Below are 15,509 nucleotides of genomic sequence, written 5' to 3' on the forward strand. Positions count from 1 at the left end.
ACGATGGGTCTGCGCGATGTGGTGGAACGCACGCCGGGGCTGCGCACCCTGCTGGACCGGGCCTACCGCCTGTACGGCCGCCGGGTCGAGGTGCACCTGGCGAACACCCCGCACCACATCGGCGTGATCCTGGACGGCAACCGGCGCTGGGCCAAGGCCACCGGCGGCAGCACCGCCTACGGGCACCGGCGCGGCGCCGACAAGATCAGCGAGTTCCTGGGCTGGTGCGAGGAGACCGACGTCCGGGTGGTCACCCTGTGGATGCTCTCCACCGACAACCTGGCCCGCCCCGCCGAGGAACTCGTCCCGCTGCTCGGCATCATCGAGGACGCGGTGCGCGGCCTGGCCGAGGCCGGCCGCTGGAAGGTCCACCCGGTCGGCGCGCTCGACCTGCTGCCCGCGCGCACCGCCGAGGTGCTCAAGCGGGCCGCTCAGGAGACCGGGCACATCGACGGGCTGACCGTGAACGTGGCGATCGGCTACGGCGGCCGCCAGGAGATCGCCGACGCCGTCCGCTCGCTGCTCCAGGAGCACGCCGGGCGCGGCACCTCGATCGAGGAGCTGGCCGAGGTCCTCGACGTCGAGCACATCGCCGAGCACCTCTACACCAAGGGCCAGCCCGACCCGGACCTGGTGATCCGCACCTCCGGCGAGCAGCGGCTGTCCGGCTTCCTGCTCTGGCAGTCCGCGCACAGCGAGTTCTACTTCTGCGAGGCGTACTGGCCGGCCTTCCGGAAGGTCGACTTCCTCCGGGCGCTGCGCGACTACCAGCTGCGCAACCGGCGGATGGGACGCTGACCCCGGGTCAGGCTCCACTACCCGTGGGACGGGTGGGAAAACGTTCACCCGGTGTGATCCCGCCATTCGCGCGGGCGCGAATGCGGGGCCGCTCGCCTGGGAATACACCCTTCAGACCGTCCCCCCGGCCAGCGGGGCCGCGGGGACCGGTGGGCCGCGGGTGACGTCGGGTCACCCGCTCTGGAGGGCTAGTGGTCAGTTCCAAGAGCCGCCGGACACCTGACCGGCGCACGTACGTCCTCGACACCAGCGTGCTCCTGGCGGACCCGATGGCGATGACGCGCTTCGAGGAGCACGAGGTGGTCCTCCCGGTCGTCGTCGTCACCGAGCTGGAGGCCAAACGGCACCACCCGGAGCTGGGCTACTTCGCCCGCCAGGCACTGCGGATGCTGGACGACTACCGGGTGCGGCACGGCCGGCTGGACGAGCCGATCCCGGTCGGCGAGCTCGGCGGCACCATCCGGGTCGAACTGAACCACTCCGACACCTCGATCCTCCCGGCCGGCTACCGGGTCGGCGGCGGCGAGGCGGACACCCGCATCCTCGCGGTCGCCCGCAACCTGCAGGCCGAGGGCTACGACGTCACCGTCGTCTCCAAGGACCTGCCGCTGCGGATCAAGGCCAGCTCGGTCGGCCTGCTGGCCGAGGAGTACCGGGCCGAGCTGGCGATCACCTCCGGCTGGACGGGCATGACCGAACTGCACGTCCCCGCCGACCAGGTGGACCGGCTGTTCGCCGGCCAGGAGCACGCCCTGGAGGTGGAGGGCGCCGAGCAGCTCCCGGTCCACACCGGCCTGGTGCTGCACTCCGAGCGCGGCCGGGCGCTGGGCCGGGTGGCCCCCGACGGCCGGGTGCAGCTGGTGCGCGGCGACCGCGAGGCGTTCGGCCTGCGCGGCCGCAGCGCCGAGCAGCGGATCGCCCTCGACCTGCTGCTCGACCCGGAGATCGGGATCATCTCGATGGGCGGCCGGGCCGGCACCGGCAAGTCCGCGCTCGCCCTGTGCGCCGGGCTCGAAGCCGTCCTGGAGCGCCGCCAGCACCGCAAGGTGATGGTCTTCCGCCCGCTGTACGCGGTCGGCGGCCAGGAGCTCGGCTACCTGCCCGGCAGCGAGGCCGAGAAGATGGGCCCCTGGGCGCAGGCGGTCTTCGACACCCTCTCCGCCGTCACCACGCCCGACGTGATCGAGGAGGTCATCTCCCGCGGCATGCTGGAGGTGCTGCCGCTCACCCACATCCGCGGGCGCTCGCTGCACGACGCCTTCGTGATCGTGGACGAGGCGCAGTCGCTGGAGCGGAACGTGCTGCTCACGGTGCTCTCCCGGATCGGCCAGAACTCCCGGGTGGTGCTCACCCACGACGTCGCGCAGCGGGACAACCTGCGGGTCGGCCGGTACGACGGGGTGGTCGCCGTGGTGGAGAAGCTGAAGGGGCACCCGCTGTTCGCCCACGTCACGCTCACGCGGTCCGAGCGCTCGCCGATCGCCGCCCTGGTGACCGAGATGCTGGAGGACATCCAGCCCTAGGCCATACCGGGACACAGCGGGGCAAAGGGGCCTGGCGCATAGCGTCAGGCCCCTTCGCTGTCAGTCGAACTGACGTCCCCTCGGCGGCCGTTCCGCCAAAGCCGCAGGTCGAAAAGTTTGTGAGATCCGCCACGGCCAAGGGAATTGCGTAGACACGCTCGCGTGCGGCATGGTGTGGGTTCTGTCAGGCCCCGCGTACGGCAACCGCACGCCCGGCGACCCTGGTCGGCGGGCGGACAACTGAACAACCGCAAGGCCGTACGCCGCTCGATCCAACCGCCGCTCCGGGCCCGCCCGGGGGGACGGCCGAGCCCGTGCCTCCCGTGACCAGCGTTCGACGGAGGCCAGTGCCAGGGGCAGATAACGCGCCCGTGCGGTCACAGGACGGGCGACGCTGGAAGGAAACCATGTGACTCGGATCTCGGTCCGGGGAGTCGCTGTCGCCTCCGCCACCGCGGTGACCGCCGTCGGTGCCGTCGTGGGTGCGGCCTCTGGCAGCGAGGGCAAGGCCGTCCAGACGGTCGACGTCGCGAGCGCCACCCTGCTCGCCGACGCGCCCACCGGTGCGCAGGCCCAGAACGTCAGCGACGGGATCGGCCGGCAGGCCGACGCCCAGCAGGTGTCCGCCGACACCGCCGCCAGGAAGGCCGCCGCCGAGGCCGCCCGGCAGAAGGCCGCGGCCGACGCCCAGGCCAAGGCCGACGCGGACAAGGCCGCCAAGGAGGCCGAGGCCAAGCGGGCCAAGGAAGAGGCCAACCGGGCCGCCGCCCGCAGCGTGCTCGCGACCGTCAGCCCCGGCTCGGTCCAGGACATGGCGCTGCAGATCGTCGGCGACCCCACCCAGTTCCAGTGCTTCAGCCAGATCGTGAAGCGCGAGAGCGGCTGGAACTACACCGCGACCAACGCCTCCTCCGGTGCCTACGGCCTGGTCCAGGCGCTGCCGGGCTCCAAGATGGCCTCGGCCGGCGCGGACTGGCGGACCAACCCCGAGACCCAGATCAAGTGGGGCCTCAACTACATGAACAGCCGCTACGGCAGCCCCTGCGGCGCCTGGTCGTTCTGGCAGGCCCACAACTGGTACTGAGCCGCCCCCGGTTCGGACCCGCACGTGACGACCAGGGCCCCGGCTCCCGCGAGGGAGCCGGGGCCCCGCGCGTGCTGCCACCGGACGACCGGCACGGAACGGCCGCCCCGCCCGGGCGACGCTGACCAGTGCGCCGCGGGCGGCGACGGCTCGGTGCGGACGCGGGGGAGCGGAGCGGGTCCTGGTTTCCTCCGCTCCCGGCCGGTCCGCCGGCAGAAGGTCTGTCTGCTCACCCCCTTCCCCCTCCGCGCCGGGTGAAACATCCACAAAGCCGATGATTTGCCCGTTTTTACCGGTAGTTGACCGAGCCACCCCCGAGACCCGGCCCGCCCGCGCCGGGTAGCGTTCCTCACCGACGGCCGCGCGACCCGCGGCCGACAGGAACCGACGCGGGGGAGACCGGGCAGTGACGGAAGAAGAGCCGGACGGCGGCCGCTGGCGCGGCATCGCCAAGATCGGAGCGGTCGCGGCCGGGCTGTTCGCCGCCGCCGAACGCCGCCGCCGCGCGGCCATCTCCGCCGAGGCGCACGTCCTCGCCACCGAACAGGCCGTCGAACTGGCCGCCGAACGCGCCGCCCTGCGCAGCGCCGAGCGGACGGCCCGTCAGCTCGCCGCGGCCCACGGCGCACCGGCCGACCCCGGCGCGCCCGTCCCACCGGAAGGAGCGGCCGTGCGGACCGACGACACCGTGCCCGCCCCGCGCCCCGCGCAGCCCGTCGAACCCCCGGCCGCCGAACCCCCGGCCGGCACCGCCCCGCTCGGCCGGCCCGCCAACCCGGTGGACGCGGTGCCCTGGTCGCTGCGGGTCGCCGCCGAGTCCACCTGGCGGCTGCTGCTGCTCGGCGTCGCCCTCTACGTGGTCCTCCGGGTGGTCGACACCCTCAAGCTGGTCGCCTTCGCCGCGATCGCCGCCCTGCTCATCTCCGCGCTGCTCGAACCCACCGTCTCCTGGCTGCGCCGGCGCGGGGTGCCCCGCTCGGTGGCCGCCGCGATCACCTTCCTGGCCGGCCTGGCCAGCATCGGCCTGGTCGGCTGGTTCGTGTTCTGGCAGGTCTCCAGCAACCTCGACCCCGTCACCGTCCAGGTCCAGAACGGCGTCCGGCAGCTGCGGGACTGGCTGCTGACCGGCCCGTTCCACCTCACCCCCGACCAGCTCGACAACGTCACCAACCAGATCACCACCGCCATCGGCAAGAACTCCGAGCAGCTCACCTCGGCCGGCTTCACCGGCGTCACCATCGCCGTCGAACTGCTCACCGGCGTGGTGCTCACCGCCTTCACCACCTTCTTCCTGCTCTACGACGGCGCCCGGATCTGGAGCTGGGTGCTGCGCGGACTGCCCCGGCACTCCCGCTACGCGCTGGCCGGGGCCGGGCCCAAGGCGTGGGCCACCCTGACCGCGTACGTCCGCGGCACCGTCACCGTGGCCTTCATCGACGCGCTCTGCATCGGCACCGGGCTCTTCATGCTCGGCGTGCCGATGGCCATCCCGCTCGCGGTGATCATCTTCCTGGGCGCGTTCGTGCCGCTGGTCGGCGCGCTGGTCACCGGCACCATCGCGGTGCTGATCGCGGTGGTCACGGTCGGGCCGGCCAAGGCACTGATCGCGCTGGCCATCCTGATCGGCGTCCAGCAGCTGGAGGGCCACATCCTCCAGCCGCTCATCCTCGGCCGCGCGGTCCGGGTCCACCCGCTGGCCGTGGTGCTCGGCGTCGCCACCGGCTCCATCCTCGGCGGCATCCCCGGCGCGATCGTCGCCGTCCCGCTGATCGCCGTGACCAACACCGTCACCGGGCACCTGCGCCGGCGCAACGCGGCCGGGCAGGAGGTCTTCCAGGCCATCGAGGCCGCCAAGAAGCAGTGAGCCCCGCCGGGGCTCGGGCGGGCGCCGCACGCGGAAGGGTCCGCCCGGGGAGAGAACCCTCTCCCCGGGCGGACCCTTCCGCGTGCGCGGCGGACCTACCGCGGCAGCTGCGCCTCGGCGTCCAGCACCGCGGCGACGGCCTGGACGGTGGCGGCGATCCTGATCGCGGCCTGGATCACCTCGCGGTCGACCCCGGCCTTGCGCAGCACGCCCTCGTGCGAGTCGAGGCACTGGCCGCAGCCGTTGATCGCCGAGACGGCGAAGGACCACAGCTCGAAGTCGACCTTGTCGACGCCCGGGTTGCCGATGATGTTCATCCGCAGACCGGCCCGCATCGTCCCGTACTCCTTGTCGGAGAGCAGGTGCAGCGTCCGGTAGTAGACGTTGTTCATCGCCATGATCGCGGCCGCGCCCTTGGCGGCCTCGTACGCCTCGGGCTTCAGGTTGGCCCGGGCCTCCGGCTCCAGCTCGCGCAGCACGCTCGCCGAGCGGGTGGCCATCGCGCAGGCCAGCACGGTGCCCCAGAGCTGCTGCCCGGGCAGGTCGGAGTTGCCGATCACCGAGCCGAGGTTGAGCTTGAGGTCCTTGGCGTAGTCCGGCAGGGCGGCCTTCAGTTCGTCGAGCGCCATCGGGTCAGCCGGCCAGCAGGGACTGGGCGTCGAGGGTGTCCTCGCCCTTGGTCCAGTTGCACGGGCACAGCTCGTCGGTCTGCAGGGCGTCGAGGACCCGCAGCACCTCCTTGGGGTTGCGGCCGACGGAGCCCGCGGTCACCATCACGAACTGGATCTCGTTGTTCGGGTCGACGATGAACACCGCGCGCTGGGCGGTGCCGTCCGCGCCCTCGACGCCGCAGGCGCGCATCAGGTCGTGCTTGACGTCGGCCAGCATCGGGAAGGGCAGGTCGCGCAGGTCCTTGTGGTCCTTGCGCCAGGCGTGGTGCACGTACTCGGAGTCGCCGGAGACGCCGAGGACCTGGGCGTCGCGGTCGGCGAACTCCTCGTTCAGCTTGCCGAACGCGGCGATCTCGGTCGGGCAGACGAAGGTGAAGTCCATCGGCCAGAAGAAGACGACCCGCCACTTGCCCTCGTAGGACTTGTGGTTGATCTCGGCGAAGGCGCTCGCAGCGTCGAGGTCCACGCAGGCGTTGAGTTCGTACTCGGGGAACTTGTCGCCGATCGTCAGCACGTCGCTTCTCCAAAACTTGGGACGAGGGATGTCCGGATTGCGGACGGTACCCAGCCTCGCACAGAGAAACTGATCAGTGAAATCGGTTCTGACGTGCGCCGCGATAGGCAAGTCCGATCAGTGCGGCAGACTGGAGGGGAGCACCGGACCGGCAGGAAGCACCCCGTGAAGCCCCACCCCCCGCACACCCCCCGCACCCCCACCGTCTCCCAGCTGCGCGCCTTCGCCGCGGTCGCCGAGCACCGGCACTTCCGGGAGGCCGCGTCCGCGATCGGCACCAGCCAGTCCGCGCTGTCCGGGGCGGTCGCCGCCCTGGAGGAGTCGCTCGGCGCGCAACTCGTCGAACGGACCACCCGCCGGGTCGTGATCACCCCGCTCGGGGAACGGATCGCCGAGCACTCCCGGCGGGTGCTCGGCGCGCTGCACGCCCTCACCGAGGAGGCCGAGGCCGCCCGCCGCCCGTTCACCGGGCCGCTGCACCTCGGGGTGATCCCCACCGTCGCGCCCTACCTGCTGCCCGCCGTGCTGCGCCTGGTCCGCGACGCCTACCCCGACCTCGAACTGCACGTCCACGAGGAGCGCACCCCCTCGCTGCTGGGCGGCCTGGCCGACGGGCGGCTCGACCTGCTGCTGCTCGCGCTGCCCGCCGGCGGGAGCCTGCCGGTGGCCGAGATCCCGCTGTTCGACGAGGACTTCGTGCTGATCGTGCCGCCCGAGCACGAACTCGCCGGGCGGATCGACGTCCCCCGCGACGCCCTGCTCGACCTGGACGTGCTGCTGCTGGAGGAGGGGCACTGCCTGCGCGACCAGGCGCTCGACATCTGCCGCGAGGTCGGCGCCGAACCGGCCGGCGGCAGCACCCGGGCCGCCGGACTCTCCACCCTGGTCCAACTGGTCGCCGGCGGACTCGGCGTCACCCTGCTGCCCGCCACCGCGCTCGACGTCGAGACCGGACGCACCGACCGCCTCGCCGCCGTCCGCTTCGCCCACCCCGCCCCCGGCCGCCGGATCGGCCTCGCCCACCGGCCCGGCTCCGCCCGCACCACCGAGTACGGCCGCTTCGCGGCGGCCCTGCGCGAAGCGCTCCGCGGCCTCCCGCTCCGGCTGGCCGCCCCGCCCGGCAACCCCGCCCGAACGGGTGAGGGCGAGGCGCGGTACGGCGGTTGACGCCCCGGCGGGTGGGCGGGCCGGGGCGTGGGCATACATCGCCCCGAGGGGGTGGTCCGGTGTACGTGTCGCGGATCAGGGTGTCCGGGGTGAAGTGCTTCACCGGTGCGCGCGAGGTCGACCTCGCGGTCCCGCCGGAACCGGGGTGGACGGTGTTCGCCGGGCCGAACGGCAGCGGCAAGAGCACGCTGCTGCTGGTGCTCGCGATGGCGCTCGGCGCACTGCCCCCCGGCCCCGCCGCGCGGTGGGGCGCCGGGGGCTGGGCCCAGGCCGACCCGGCCCCGCGCTGGCGGGTCGGCGATCCGCCGGGCACCCCGCGCGCCCGCTACCCGCTGCGCGCCGAGGGCCGCCGCGTCCCGCTGGACGCCGACCTGGCGGGCCGGGTGCTGCCCGACGGCTGGCGGGTCAGCGACCCGGAGCGGCAGTACGTGGCCCGCGGCGGCCTGGAGCTCCCGCTGGACGAACTCGGCAGCGGCACCGCCGAGTTGGCCCGCCTGGTCAGCCAGCTCGCGGCCGCCCCCGACCGGGGCCCGGTCCTGCTGGACGACGTCGACCGGCACCTGCACCCCGCCTGGCAGCAGCGGATCGGCCCCTGGCTCACCGAGCACTTCCCGCACACCCAGTTCCTGGTCGCCACCCACAGCCCGTACGTCTGCCAGGCCGCCGACCCCGGCGCCCTGATCCGGCTGCCCGGCCCCGACGAGGACCGCGCCCCCTACCGGCTGGACGAGGAACTGCGCCAACGGGTGCTCTACGGCAGCGGCGAGGACACCGCGCTCTCCGAACTGTTCGCGCTGCCCAGCGCCTACTCGCCCGCCGCCGAGGCCGAACGCCGGCTGCTGGTGCGCCTGGAGCGCAAGATGTACGCCGGACAGGCCACCGCCGCGGAACTCGCCGAGTACCGCGAACTGGGCGCCCGGCTGAACAGCTCGCTGACCGCCCGGGTCGACGAGGTCACCGCCCGGCTGCTCGGCCGGGACGGGTGATCCCGCTCCAGCGGCCGCCGCTGCAACCCCGGCTGGCCGCCGAACTCGAACGCGCCACCGCCCAGGTGCGGGCCGCCGGTCCCGACACCGCCTCCGGACGCGCCGCCTGGCGCCGCGCCGTCCGGCCCAAGGCCCAACTGCGGCTGCTGCTGCGGCAGATGGCCCCCGGCCTGGAACGCTGCATGTACTGCGGCGACAACCTGGGCACCGACATCGACCACTTCGAGCCGATCGCCCACGCCCCGCTGCGCACCTTCGACTGGCAGAACCACCTGCTGGCCTGCGCGCACTGCAACAGCAACCGCAAGCGCGACCGCTTCCCGCGCGACCCCGCCACCGGCGACGGCCTGCTGATCGACCCCTGCCGCGAGGACCCGGCCGACCACCTGCGGCTCTACCTCGACTCCGGCGCCTACGACCCGCTGACCGCCCGCGGCGAGGCCACCATCGAGGTGTTCGGCCTCAACGAGCGGCCCGAACTCGTCCGCGGCCGGCGGATGATGTTCGCCGTGGTCAAGGCACTGCTGCTGACCTGGCGGGCCGCCCCGCCCGCCGAAGCCGCCGAGTACGCCGCCGCCCTGCGCGAGATCCACCACGCCGACGTGCTGCGCACCGTCCTCGGACTGCGCCGCAGCCCCCCGCTGGCCCTCGCCGTGCTCGGCCCGGACGTGCTCGACGCGCTCGAACGGCTCGTGCGGGAGGCGGGGGACGACCGGAGGCCCGGGGAGCACCGGGAGGCCGGTGCCTAGCCCCGGTCCAGCCGCTGCTCGAACCAGACCACCTTGCCCGCCCCCAGCCGGGTCGCCCCCCAGCGGTCCGCGCACCGGGAGACTATCTGCAGGCCCCGGCCGCGCTCCTCCTCCGGACCGGCCCGGCGGGTGCGGGGCAGCGCCGGGGAGTCGTCGCCCACCTCGCAGCGCAGCACCGAGGTGCGCACCAGGCGCAGCGTCACCGGCCGGGTGGCGTGCTGGATCGCGTTGGTGACCAGCTCGCTGACCATCAGCTCGCAGCTCTCCGCGAGGTGGTCCAGCCCCCACTGGCGCAGCGCGTGCCCGGCCAGCCGGCGGGCCCGGCCCGGCGTCTCGTGCCGGGGCTGGAGGTGCCAGTGCGCCACGTCCTCGGCCGGGATGCCGTCGAACGCGGCCGCCAGCAGCGCGATGTCGTCGGCCCGGTCGCCCGGCGGCAGGATCCGCAGCGCCTCCTGGCACAGCTGCTCCGGGGTGAACCGGTGCCCACCCGCCAGCCGGGCCCGCAGCAGCTCCAGGCCGGTGCCGAGCGGGCGGCGCCGGGTCTCCACCAGGCCGTCGGTGAACAGCAGCAGCGCCGAACCGGGCGGCGCGGGCAGCTCCACCGAGGCGAAGTCCACCCCGCCGACGCCGATCGGCGCGCCCGAGGGCAGCTCCAGCAGCTCGCTGGTGCCGTCCGGACCGATCAGCACCGGCGGCACGTGCCCGGCGTTGGCGATCCGCACCCGGCCCGCGATCGGGTCGTACACCGCGTACACGCAGGTCGCCAGGTGCTGCTCGCGGCCCAGCCGCTGGGCCTGCTCGTCCAGGTGGTACAGCACCTCGTGCGGCGGCAGGTCGAGGCCCGCCAGGGTCTGCGCGGAGGTGCGCAGCTGGCCCATCACGGCGGCCGAGGTCAGCGAGTGGCCCATCACGTCGCCGGTGATCAGGGCGACCCGGTTGCCGGGCAGCGGGATCGAGTCGTACCAGTCGCCGCCGACCTGCGCGCCGCGCTCGCCCGGCAGGTAGCGGTGCGCCAGCCGGACGCCGTGCGGCTGCGGCAGGTGCGCGGGCAGCATCGAGCGCTGGAGCTCGTCGGCGATCTCCCACTCGCGGGTGTAGCGCAGCGCGGTGTCCACCGCGAGGCCGCCGTGGGTGGCCAGGTGGGCGGCGGTCGCCGCGTCGGCCGGGTCGAAACCCGCCGGGGAGCCGTCCGGCCCCGGACGGCGGACCAGCAGCAGCATGCCCAGCGCGGCCTGCCGCCCGTGCAGCGGCAGCGCCAGCAGCGCCGTCCCGGCCGGCAGCCGGCCCAGCGCCCGGGCGCCCAGCAGTTCGGCGGCCGGACCGCCCCGGCGGCGGTCGTCCAGCACGGTCGGCCCGCTCGCGGCGCGGCGGGCCAGCACCCGTTCCAGTTCGCCGCCGGGCAGCACCGGGCGCACCCCCGCGCTGCGGCCCAGCCTGGTCCCGCGGGTGTGCCGCACCCGCAGCGCCCGGGGCGGGCCCGGGTCGCGCTCGACGTCCGGCAGCGGGTCGCGGACCAGCACCACCAGGGCGTCCGCGACCGCCGGGACGAGCACCCGGCCCAGGTTGCGCAGCGTCGCCGTCAGGTCGAGCGAGCTGTTGATCAGCCGGGCCGCCCGGTCCAGCGCCGCCAACCGCTCCGCCAGCCGCCCGGGCACGCCGGAGGCCGCCTCGCCGGACCGGCCCGCGCCGGGCGGCGGGTGCCGCTGGACGGGAACGGCGGGCTGCTGCCCCGCCAGGGGCTCCAGGTGGTCGCGCACGGGCTGCCCGATCTGTGCAGATGTGGTCTCGGGGACGGAAGCCGACGCCTCGTCAGCCGGTGCGCCGACAGCGCAGGTACAGCTGGGTCTCCGGCGGCTGCGCGGACCCGGCGGGCGCGTACGACTGGCTGTCCACCGCCCGCACCGCGAAGCCGCTGCGCTCCAGCAGCCCGGCCAGCTCCTCGCGCAGGTAGCCGCTGACCCGGATCTCCTGCTCCAGGAACGGCAGCGGCGCGTCGTCCAGGTCCGCCTCGACCATGCCCAGCGCCAGCAGGCCGCCGGGACGCAGCAGGGCGCGGAGCCGGCCGAGCGTCTCGGCGATCTCTGCCCGGGGCAGCATCAGCAGCGAGAAGAACGCGGTCGCGGCGTCCAGCGAGCCGTTCCCGTCCGGGCCCAGCTCCTTGACGCCCCAGCGGGACGCGGCGCCGTCCAGGCCCAGGTCCAGGACGTCCATCCGGTGGAACTCCGCCGCCGGGACGGCCGCCCGGGCCCGCGCCAGCATGCCCTCGGACAGGTCGACGCCCGTCACCCGCAGCCCGCCGTCGGCCAGTTGGCGGGCGGTCGGCTCGCCGGCCCCGCAGCCCACGTCCAGCACCCGGGCCCCGGGCGGGAGTTCGGCCAGCAGCCAGTCGCCGCACGCGAGCTGCCCGGCCCTGGCCGGAAACACCTCCTGGTAGCGGCCCCCGACCGCGTCGAACACGGCGGCCTGGCGGGCCCGTTCCTCCCGGCGCGCACCCGCCGCGGACGCCGGGCCGGCGTCGTCGGCGGCAGCGGTCTGTTCGTCCGTCACGATGATCTGGGCACCTCTCCCGCGCGCGTCCTGCCCTGCCCGTCGTGGCCCGCACTCCACTCCCGACCCTGGCCTTCGAGAATAAACGCGATCACCGGACCGTGGAGTCCGTTTCCGGCCAACTCGTGCGCCGTTGGGCGCTTATCGCCCGCCAGGGGAAGCACACCGGGGCCCGCGACGGAGCGCGCCACCGCGCCGCGCGCCGCATGGCGCACCGGCGGCAGGGCGGTGACCTGCGCCGACGCCGGACCGACGGCCCGGCCGCAGGCGTTTATCGAACGTCAATCGCGACCTGTCAGAGTCTTCTCAGCGCCGGGGAAGCGTCAAAGCGTTCCCGCAGCCGGGGGGCTGCGGGGACGCTGACGCTCCGGGGGGACGGGCTTCCGCCAGGGGGGACCAGGGGGGAACACCAGGGGGGAACGGGAGCCTAGGGCGCGGTGGGGGGAACAGGGGGAGGGGGAGGCTCGGTGTGCCGAGACGTGATGAGGTCCTGCACGGGCTGGGCCTCGGGCACACCGAGCCGCGTGAACACCGTGAGCGCCTCCTGGAGGCACGCCAGCCCGCGCGAGGGCTGCCCCAACTCCAGGAGCGCCTCGCCCAGCGCCGCGTTCGCCATGCCCTGGCAGTACGCGGCCTCGATCTCCTGGGCGATCGACAGCGACTCCTCGGCCGCCTCCGCCGCCGCCGGGAACCGGCCGTCCGCCAGCAGGCAGGCCGCCAGCCGGGCCAGCGAGTAGCCCTCCCAGATCGGGTGCTGCTGCTGCCGGTACAGCTGGTGCGCCTCCCGCAGGTGCACCGCCGCCTCACCGGGCGAACCGGTCGAGCGCAGCACCACGCCCAACTGGTAGAGCGTGTCCGCCAGGCACGGCACGTTCCCGGACGCCCGGGCCGCCGCCACCGCGGCGCGCGCGGCGTCCACGGCCTCGGCGTGGCGGTCCAGGCCGACGTGGGCGCGGGCCATGTTGGCGAGCAGCCGGGCCTCGCTGATCGAGGAGTCCAGCCGGCGGGCCGTCTCCTGCGCCTGCTGGTACACGGGCAGCGCCTCGGCGGGGCGGCCGGCTCGGAACAGCGTGATGCCCAGGCCGTTGGCCGTGGCCAGCCGCAGCGCGGTGGGCCGGTCGACCGGCTGGAGCGCCAGGCTCTTCGCCAGCTCCCCCTCGGCCTCGGCGAGTTCGGACGCCACCTGGTGGATGTGGCCGAGCGCGTAGTGCACCTGGGCCCGGGTCCCCGGGTCGTCCTGGGCGCCGGGGCTCGCCGCGGCGGCGTGCAGCACGCTGCGGATGCGCGAGGCGAGCGACGGGTCCTCGACCATGTGGGTCATCCGCTGCAGGATGTCCACGGCGGGGTGCAGCAGTTCCGGCGGGGCACCGGCCGCCGCCTCGACGCTGCTGAGCAGCAGCGCGACCTCGGAGCGGAGCCAGCCGCGGGCGGCGTCGGTGTCGGGGAACACCCGCCCCGGCGAGCGGGCGACGTGCAGCGACTCCACGTAGATGTCGTCCGGCTCGATGACCCGCTCGGCGTTGCGCACGGTGGCGTGCAGCAGGTCCAGCAGCCGCAGCAGTGCCTCGTGCTGCCGTCCGACGTCGCCGAGCTTGGCGTTCTGCCGCTGCGCGTACAGGCGCAGCAGGTCGTGGTACCGGTACCGGCCGGGGGTGAAGCACTCCAGCATGTTGGCCTCGACCAGGGACTCCGCCAGGTCCTCGGCCTCCTGCTCGGAGGTGCCGAGCAGCGCGGTGACGGCGGGCAGCGGCAGGTCGGGGGAGTCGACCAGGGCGAGCAGCCGGAACGCCCGGGCCTCCTCCGGCCGGAGCTGGGCGTAACCGAGCCCCAGGGTGGTCTCCACGGCGAGGTTGCCGAGCTGGAGCTCCTGGAGCCGGTTGCGCTGGTCCGCTAACCGCCGGGCCAGGTCGGAGACGCTCCAGCGCGGACGGCTGGCCAGCCGGGCGGCGGCGATCCGGACCGCCAGCGGCAGGAAGCCGCAGGAGGTCACCACCTGGAGCGCGGCCTCGGGTTCGGCGCCGACCCGCTCGGCCCCGACGATCGCCGAGAACAGCGCCAGCGCCTCGTCCGGGGTCAGCTCCTCGATGTCCACCAGGTGCGCGCCGGGCAGTTCGGCCAGCCGGGAGCGGCTGGTCACCATCACCGCGTTGCCGGAGACGCCGGGGATCAGCGGCCGCAGCTGCCCGGCGTCGCGGGCGTTGTCGAGCAGGATCAGCATCCGCTTGTCGGCCAGCAGCGAGCGGTACAGCGCGGCGCGCTGGTCCAGCGAGTCGGGGGCGTCGGGCGCGCCGAGCGCGTGCAGGAAGTCGCCGAGCACCACGGCCGGGTCGGCCGGGGAGGCGCCCGCGCCGCGCAGGTCCACGTACAACTGCCCGTCCGGGAAGTCCGGCCGCAGCGAGTGCGCCACGTGCACCGCGAGGGTGGTCTTGCCGACGCCGCCGATGCCGGCCAGCGAGGTCACCACGACGGCTTGGCCGGAACCCGCCCTCAGCACGTCCCGCAGCTCGCCGACCAGCTTGTTGCGGCCGCTGAAGTCCGAGACGTCGGCCGGGAGTTGGGCGGGCGGAACGAAGGCGGGCGGCTCCTCGGCGGCCTTCGGCGGGGCGGCCGAGGTGGCCAGCAGCTCCGGGTCGCCGGCCAGGATCCGGGCGTGCACCGCGGAGAGCCCGCCGCCCGGCTCCACGCCCAGCTCGTCGATCAGCAGCTTCCGGGTGTCCGCGTACACGCCCAGCGACTCGGCCTGCCGGCCGCTGCGGTACAGCGCCAGCATCAGCAGTTCGCGCAGCCGCTCGCGCAGCGGGTACGCGGCGGACAGCGCGTTCAACTCGGCCACCACGTCGGCGTGCAGGCCGATCTCCAGGGCCAGCGCGCAGCGCTCCTCGGCCACCGCGAGCTGCCGTTCCGCCAGCCGGTTGCGCTGGGTCTCGGCGTACGGGCCCGGCACGCCGGGCAGCGGGCGGCCGCGCCACAGGTCGAGCGCGGCGACCAGGGTGTCGTGGGCGGAGCGCAGGCCGCCGTCGCCCCGGGCGGTCCCGGCATCCGCGACCCGGTGCTCGAAGACGGTCAGGTCCAGGGCGTCGGCCGGGATCCGCAGCGCGTAGCCGTCGGTCATCGAGACCAGGACCTCGGCGGGCTTGCGGGCGGCCCGGTTCGGCTCCAGCACCGAGCGCAGCCGGGAGACGTAGGTGCGCAGCGCGGCCACCGCCTGCGGCGGGGTGCGCTCCCCCCAGATGCCGTCGACCAGGTCGTCGGTGGTCACCGGACGGCCCTCGCTGAGCAACAGGGCCACCAGCACGGCCTGTTGCTGCGGCGATCCGAGCGCCAGCGGCGCGTCACCGCGCCACGCCTGGACAGGGCCGAGCACTTGGAAACGCAACGCCTCGGCGGAGCGCGTGTCCTGATGCTCCATGTCCTCCCCTGTGGCCGATGAACCGTCTGTTCCCCACGCCGCCGCCGGTCGTGTGGGGGCGACAGCTTATGAGGAAGCGCGCAAACATCCACCAAGTGGATGCGCGGTGCAACGTTTATAAGACATTTAGCGGTTCCTACGATACTGTCCGCGCGCCCAGGCACAGTCGTCCGGGTGATCGAACCCTCTCAGCTGAA

General features: G+C 74.4%; 12 protein-coding genes. 7 read left to right on the forward strand and 5 right to left on the reverse strand.

The annotated features are described in order from the left end of the window. The first annotated feature begins 3 nt into the window (after nt 1–3). The 4 genes from ACIQVD_RS05740 (at nt 4) to ACIQVD_RS05755 (ending at nt 5,269) form a co-directional block, all read left to right on the forward strand. On the forward strand, nt 4–798 hold the full coding sequence (locus ACIQVD_RS05740) for an isoprenyl transferase (RefSeq protein WP_400682157.1): 795 nt from the start codon (nt 4–6) through the stop codon (nt 796–798). A gap of 191 nt (nt 799–989) precedes the next feature. Continuing rightward, the gene (locus tag ACIQVD_RS05745; RefSeq protein WP_400682156.1) at nt 990–2,321 is read left to right on the forward strand and encodes a PhoH family protein; all 1,332 of its coding nucleotides are present in this window, start codon (nt 990–992) and stop codon (nt 2,319–2,321) included. Between the two features lie 409 nt (nt 2,322–2,730). Further along, nucleotides 2,731–3,405, forward strand: a complete 675-nt coding sequence (locus tag ACIQVD_RS05750) for a transglycosylase SLT domain-containing protein (RefSeq protein WP_100836552.1) — start codon at nt 2,731–2,733, stop codon at nt 3,403–3,405. A 406-nt stretch (nt 3,406–3,811) separates the two neighbouring features. Continuing rightward, on the forward strand, nt 3,812–5,269 hold the full coding sequence (locus ACIQVD_RS05755) for an AI-2E family transporter (RefSeq protein WP_400682155.1): 1,458 nt from the start codon (nt 3,812–3,814) through the stop codon (nt 5,267–5,269). A 95-nt stretch (nt 5,270–5,364) separates the two neighbouring features. On the opposite strand, the gene ACIQVD_RS05760 is transcribed toward ACIQVD_RS05755, so the two are convergent. Further along, nucleotides 5,365–5,898 carry an alkyl hydroperoxide reductase gene (locus ACIQVD_RS05760; protein WP_400682154.1) on the reverse strand — a complete coding sequence of 178 codons (534 nt, stop codon included), beginning with the start codon at nt 5,896–5,898 and terminating at the stop codon, nt 5,365–5,367. A gap of 4 nt (nt 5,899–5,902) precedes the next feature. After that, complete coding sequence (locus ACIQVD_RS05765) at nt 5,903–6,454, reverse strand: peroxiredoxin (RefSeq protein WP_400682152.1); 552 nt, start codon at nt 6,452–6,454, stop codon at nt 5,903–5,905. Between the two features lie 165 nt (nt 6,455–6,619). Between ACIQVD_RS05765 and ACIQVD_RS05770 the strand changes: the two genes are divergently transcribed. From ACIQVD_RS05770 to ACIQVD_RS05780, 3 genes are all read left to right on the forward strand, one after another. Then, on the forward strand, nt 6,620–7,621 hold the full coding sequence (locus ACIQVD_RS05770) for a LysR substrate-binding domain-containing protein (RefSeq protein ID WP_282202423.1): 1,002 nt from the start codon (nt 6,620–6,622) through the stop codon (nt 7,619–7,621). A gap of 80 nt (nt 7,622–7,701) precedes the next feature. Then, complete coding sequence (locus tag ACIQVD_RS05775) at nt 7,702–8,607, forward strand: AAA family ATPase (protein WP_402286698.1); 906 nt, start codon at nt 7,702–7,704, stop codon at nt 8,605–8,607. Continuing rightward, nucleotides 8,604–9,356: an HNH endonuclease gene (locus tag ACIQVD_RS05780; RefSeq protein WP_400682150.1), complete on the forward strand. Its 753-nt coding sequence runs from the start codon at nt 8,604–8,606 to the stop codon at nt 9,354–9,356. Before ACIQVD_RS05775 ends, ACIQVD_RS05780 begins: the two co-directional genes overlap by 4 nt. On the opposite strand, the gene ACIQVD_RS05785 is transcribed toward ACIQVD_RS05780, so the two are convergent. From ACIQVD_RS05785 to ACIQVD_RS05795, 3 genes are all read right to left on the reverse strand, one after another. After that, nucleotides 9,353–11,113: a SpoIIE family protein phosphatase gene (locus ACIQVD_RS05785; RefSeq protein WP_402286271.1), complete on the reverse strand. Its 1,761-nt coding sequence runs from the start codon at nt 11,111–11,113 to the stop codon at nt 9,353–9,355. The genes ACIQVD_RS05780 and ACIQVD_RS05785 overlap by 4 nt on opposite strands. A gap of 52 nt (nt 11,114–11,165) precedes the next feature. Then, on the reverse strand, nt 11,166–11,903 hold the full coding sequence (locus ACIQVD_RS05790) for a class I SAM-dependent methyltransferase (RefSeq protein ID WP_400682146.1): 738 nt from the start codon (nt 11,901–11,903) through the stop codon (nt 11,166–11,168). 427 nt (nt 11,904–12,330) lie between these two features. Further along, nucleotides 12,331–15,312: an AfsR/SARP family transcriptional regulator gene (locus ACIQVD_RS05795; protein WP_400682145.1), complete on the reverse strand. Its 2,982-nt coding sequence runs from the start codon at nt 15,310–15,312 to the stop codon at nt 12,331–12,333. Nucleotides 15,313–15,509: the final 197 nt, after the last annotated feature.

Source organism: Kitasatospora sp. NPDC090308, from assembly GCF_044769485.1.
In the GTDB taxonomy this organism is placed as follows: Bacteria; Actinomycetota; Actinomycetes; order Streptomycetales; family Streptomycetaceae; genus Kitasatospora; species Kitasatospora fiedleri.

Coding starts and splice junctions, on each gene's coding strand:
- ACIQVD_RS05795 (WP_400682145.1), bottom strand. CDS start 15,312: ATGGAGCATCAGGACACGCGCTCCGCCGAGGCGTTGCGTTTCCAAGTG.
- ACIQVD_RS05760 (WP_400682154.1), bottom strand. CDS start 5,898: ATGGCGCTCGACGAACTGAAGGCCGCCCTGCCGGACTACGCCAAGGAC.
- ACIQVD_RS05740 (WP_400682157.1), top strand. CDS start 4: ATGGGTCTGCGCGATGTGGTGGAACGCACGCCGGGGCTGCGCACCCTG.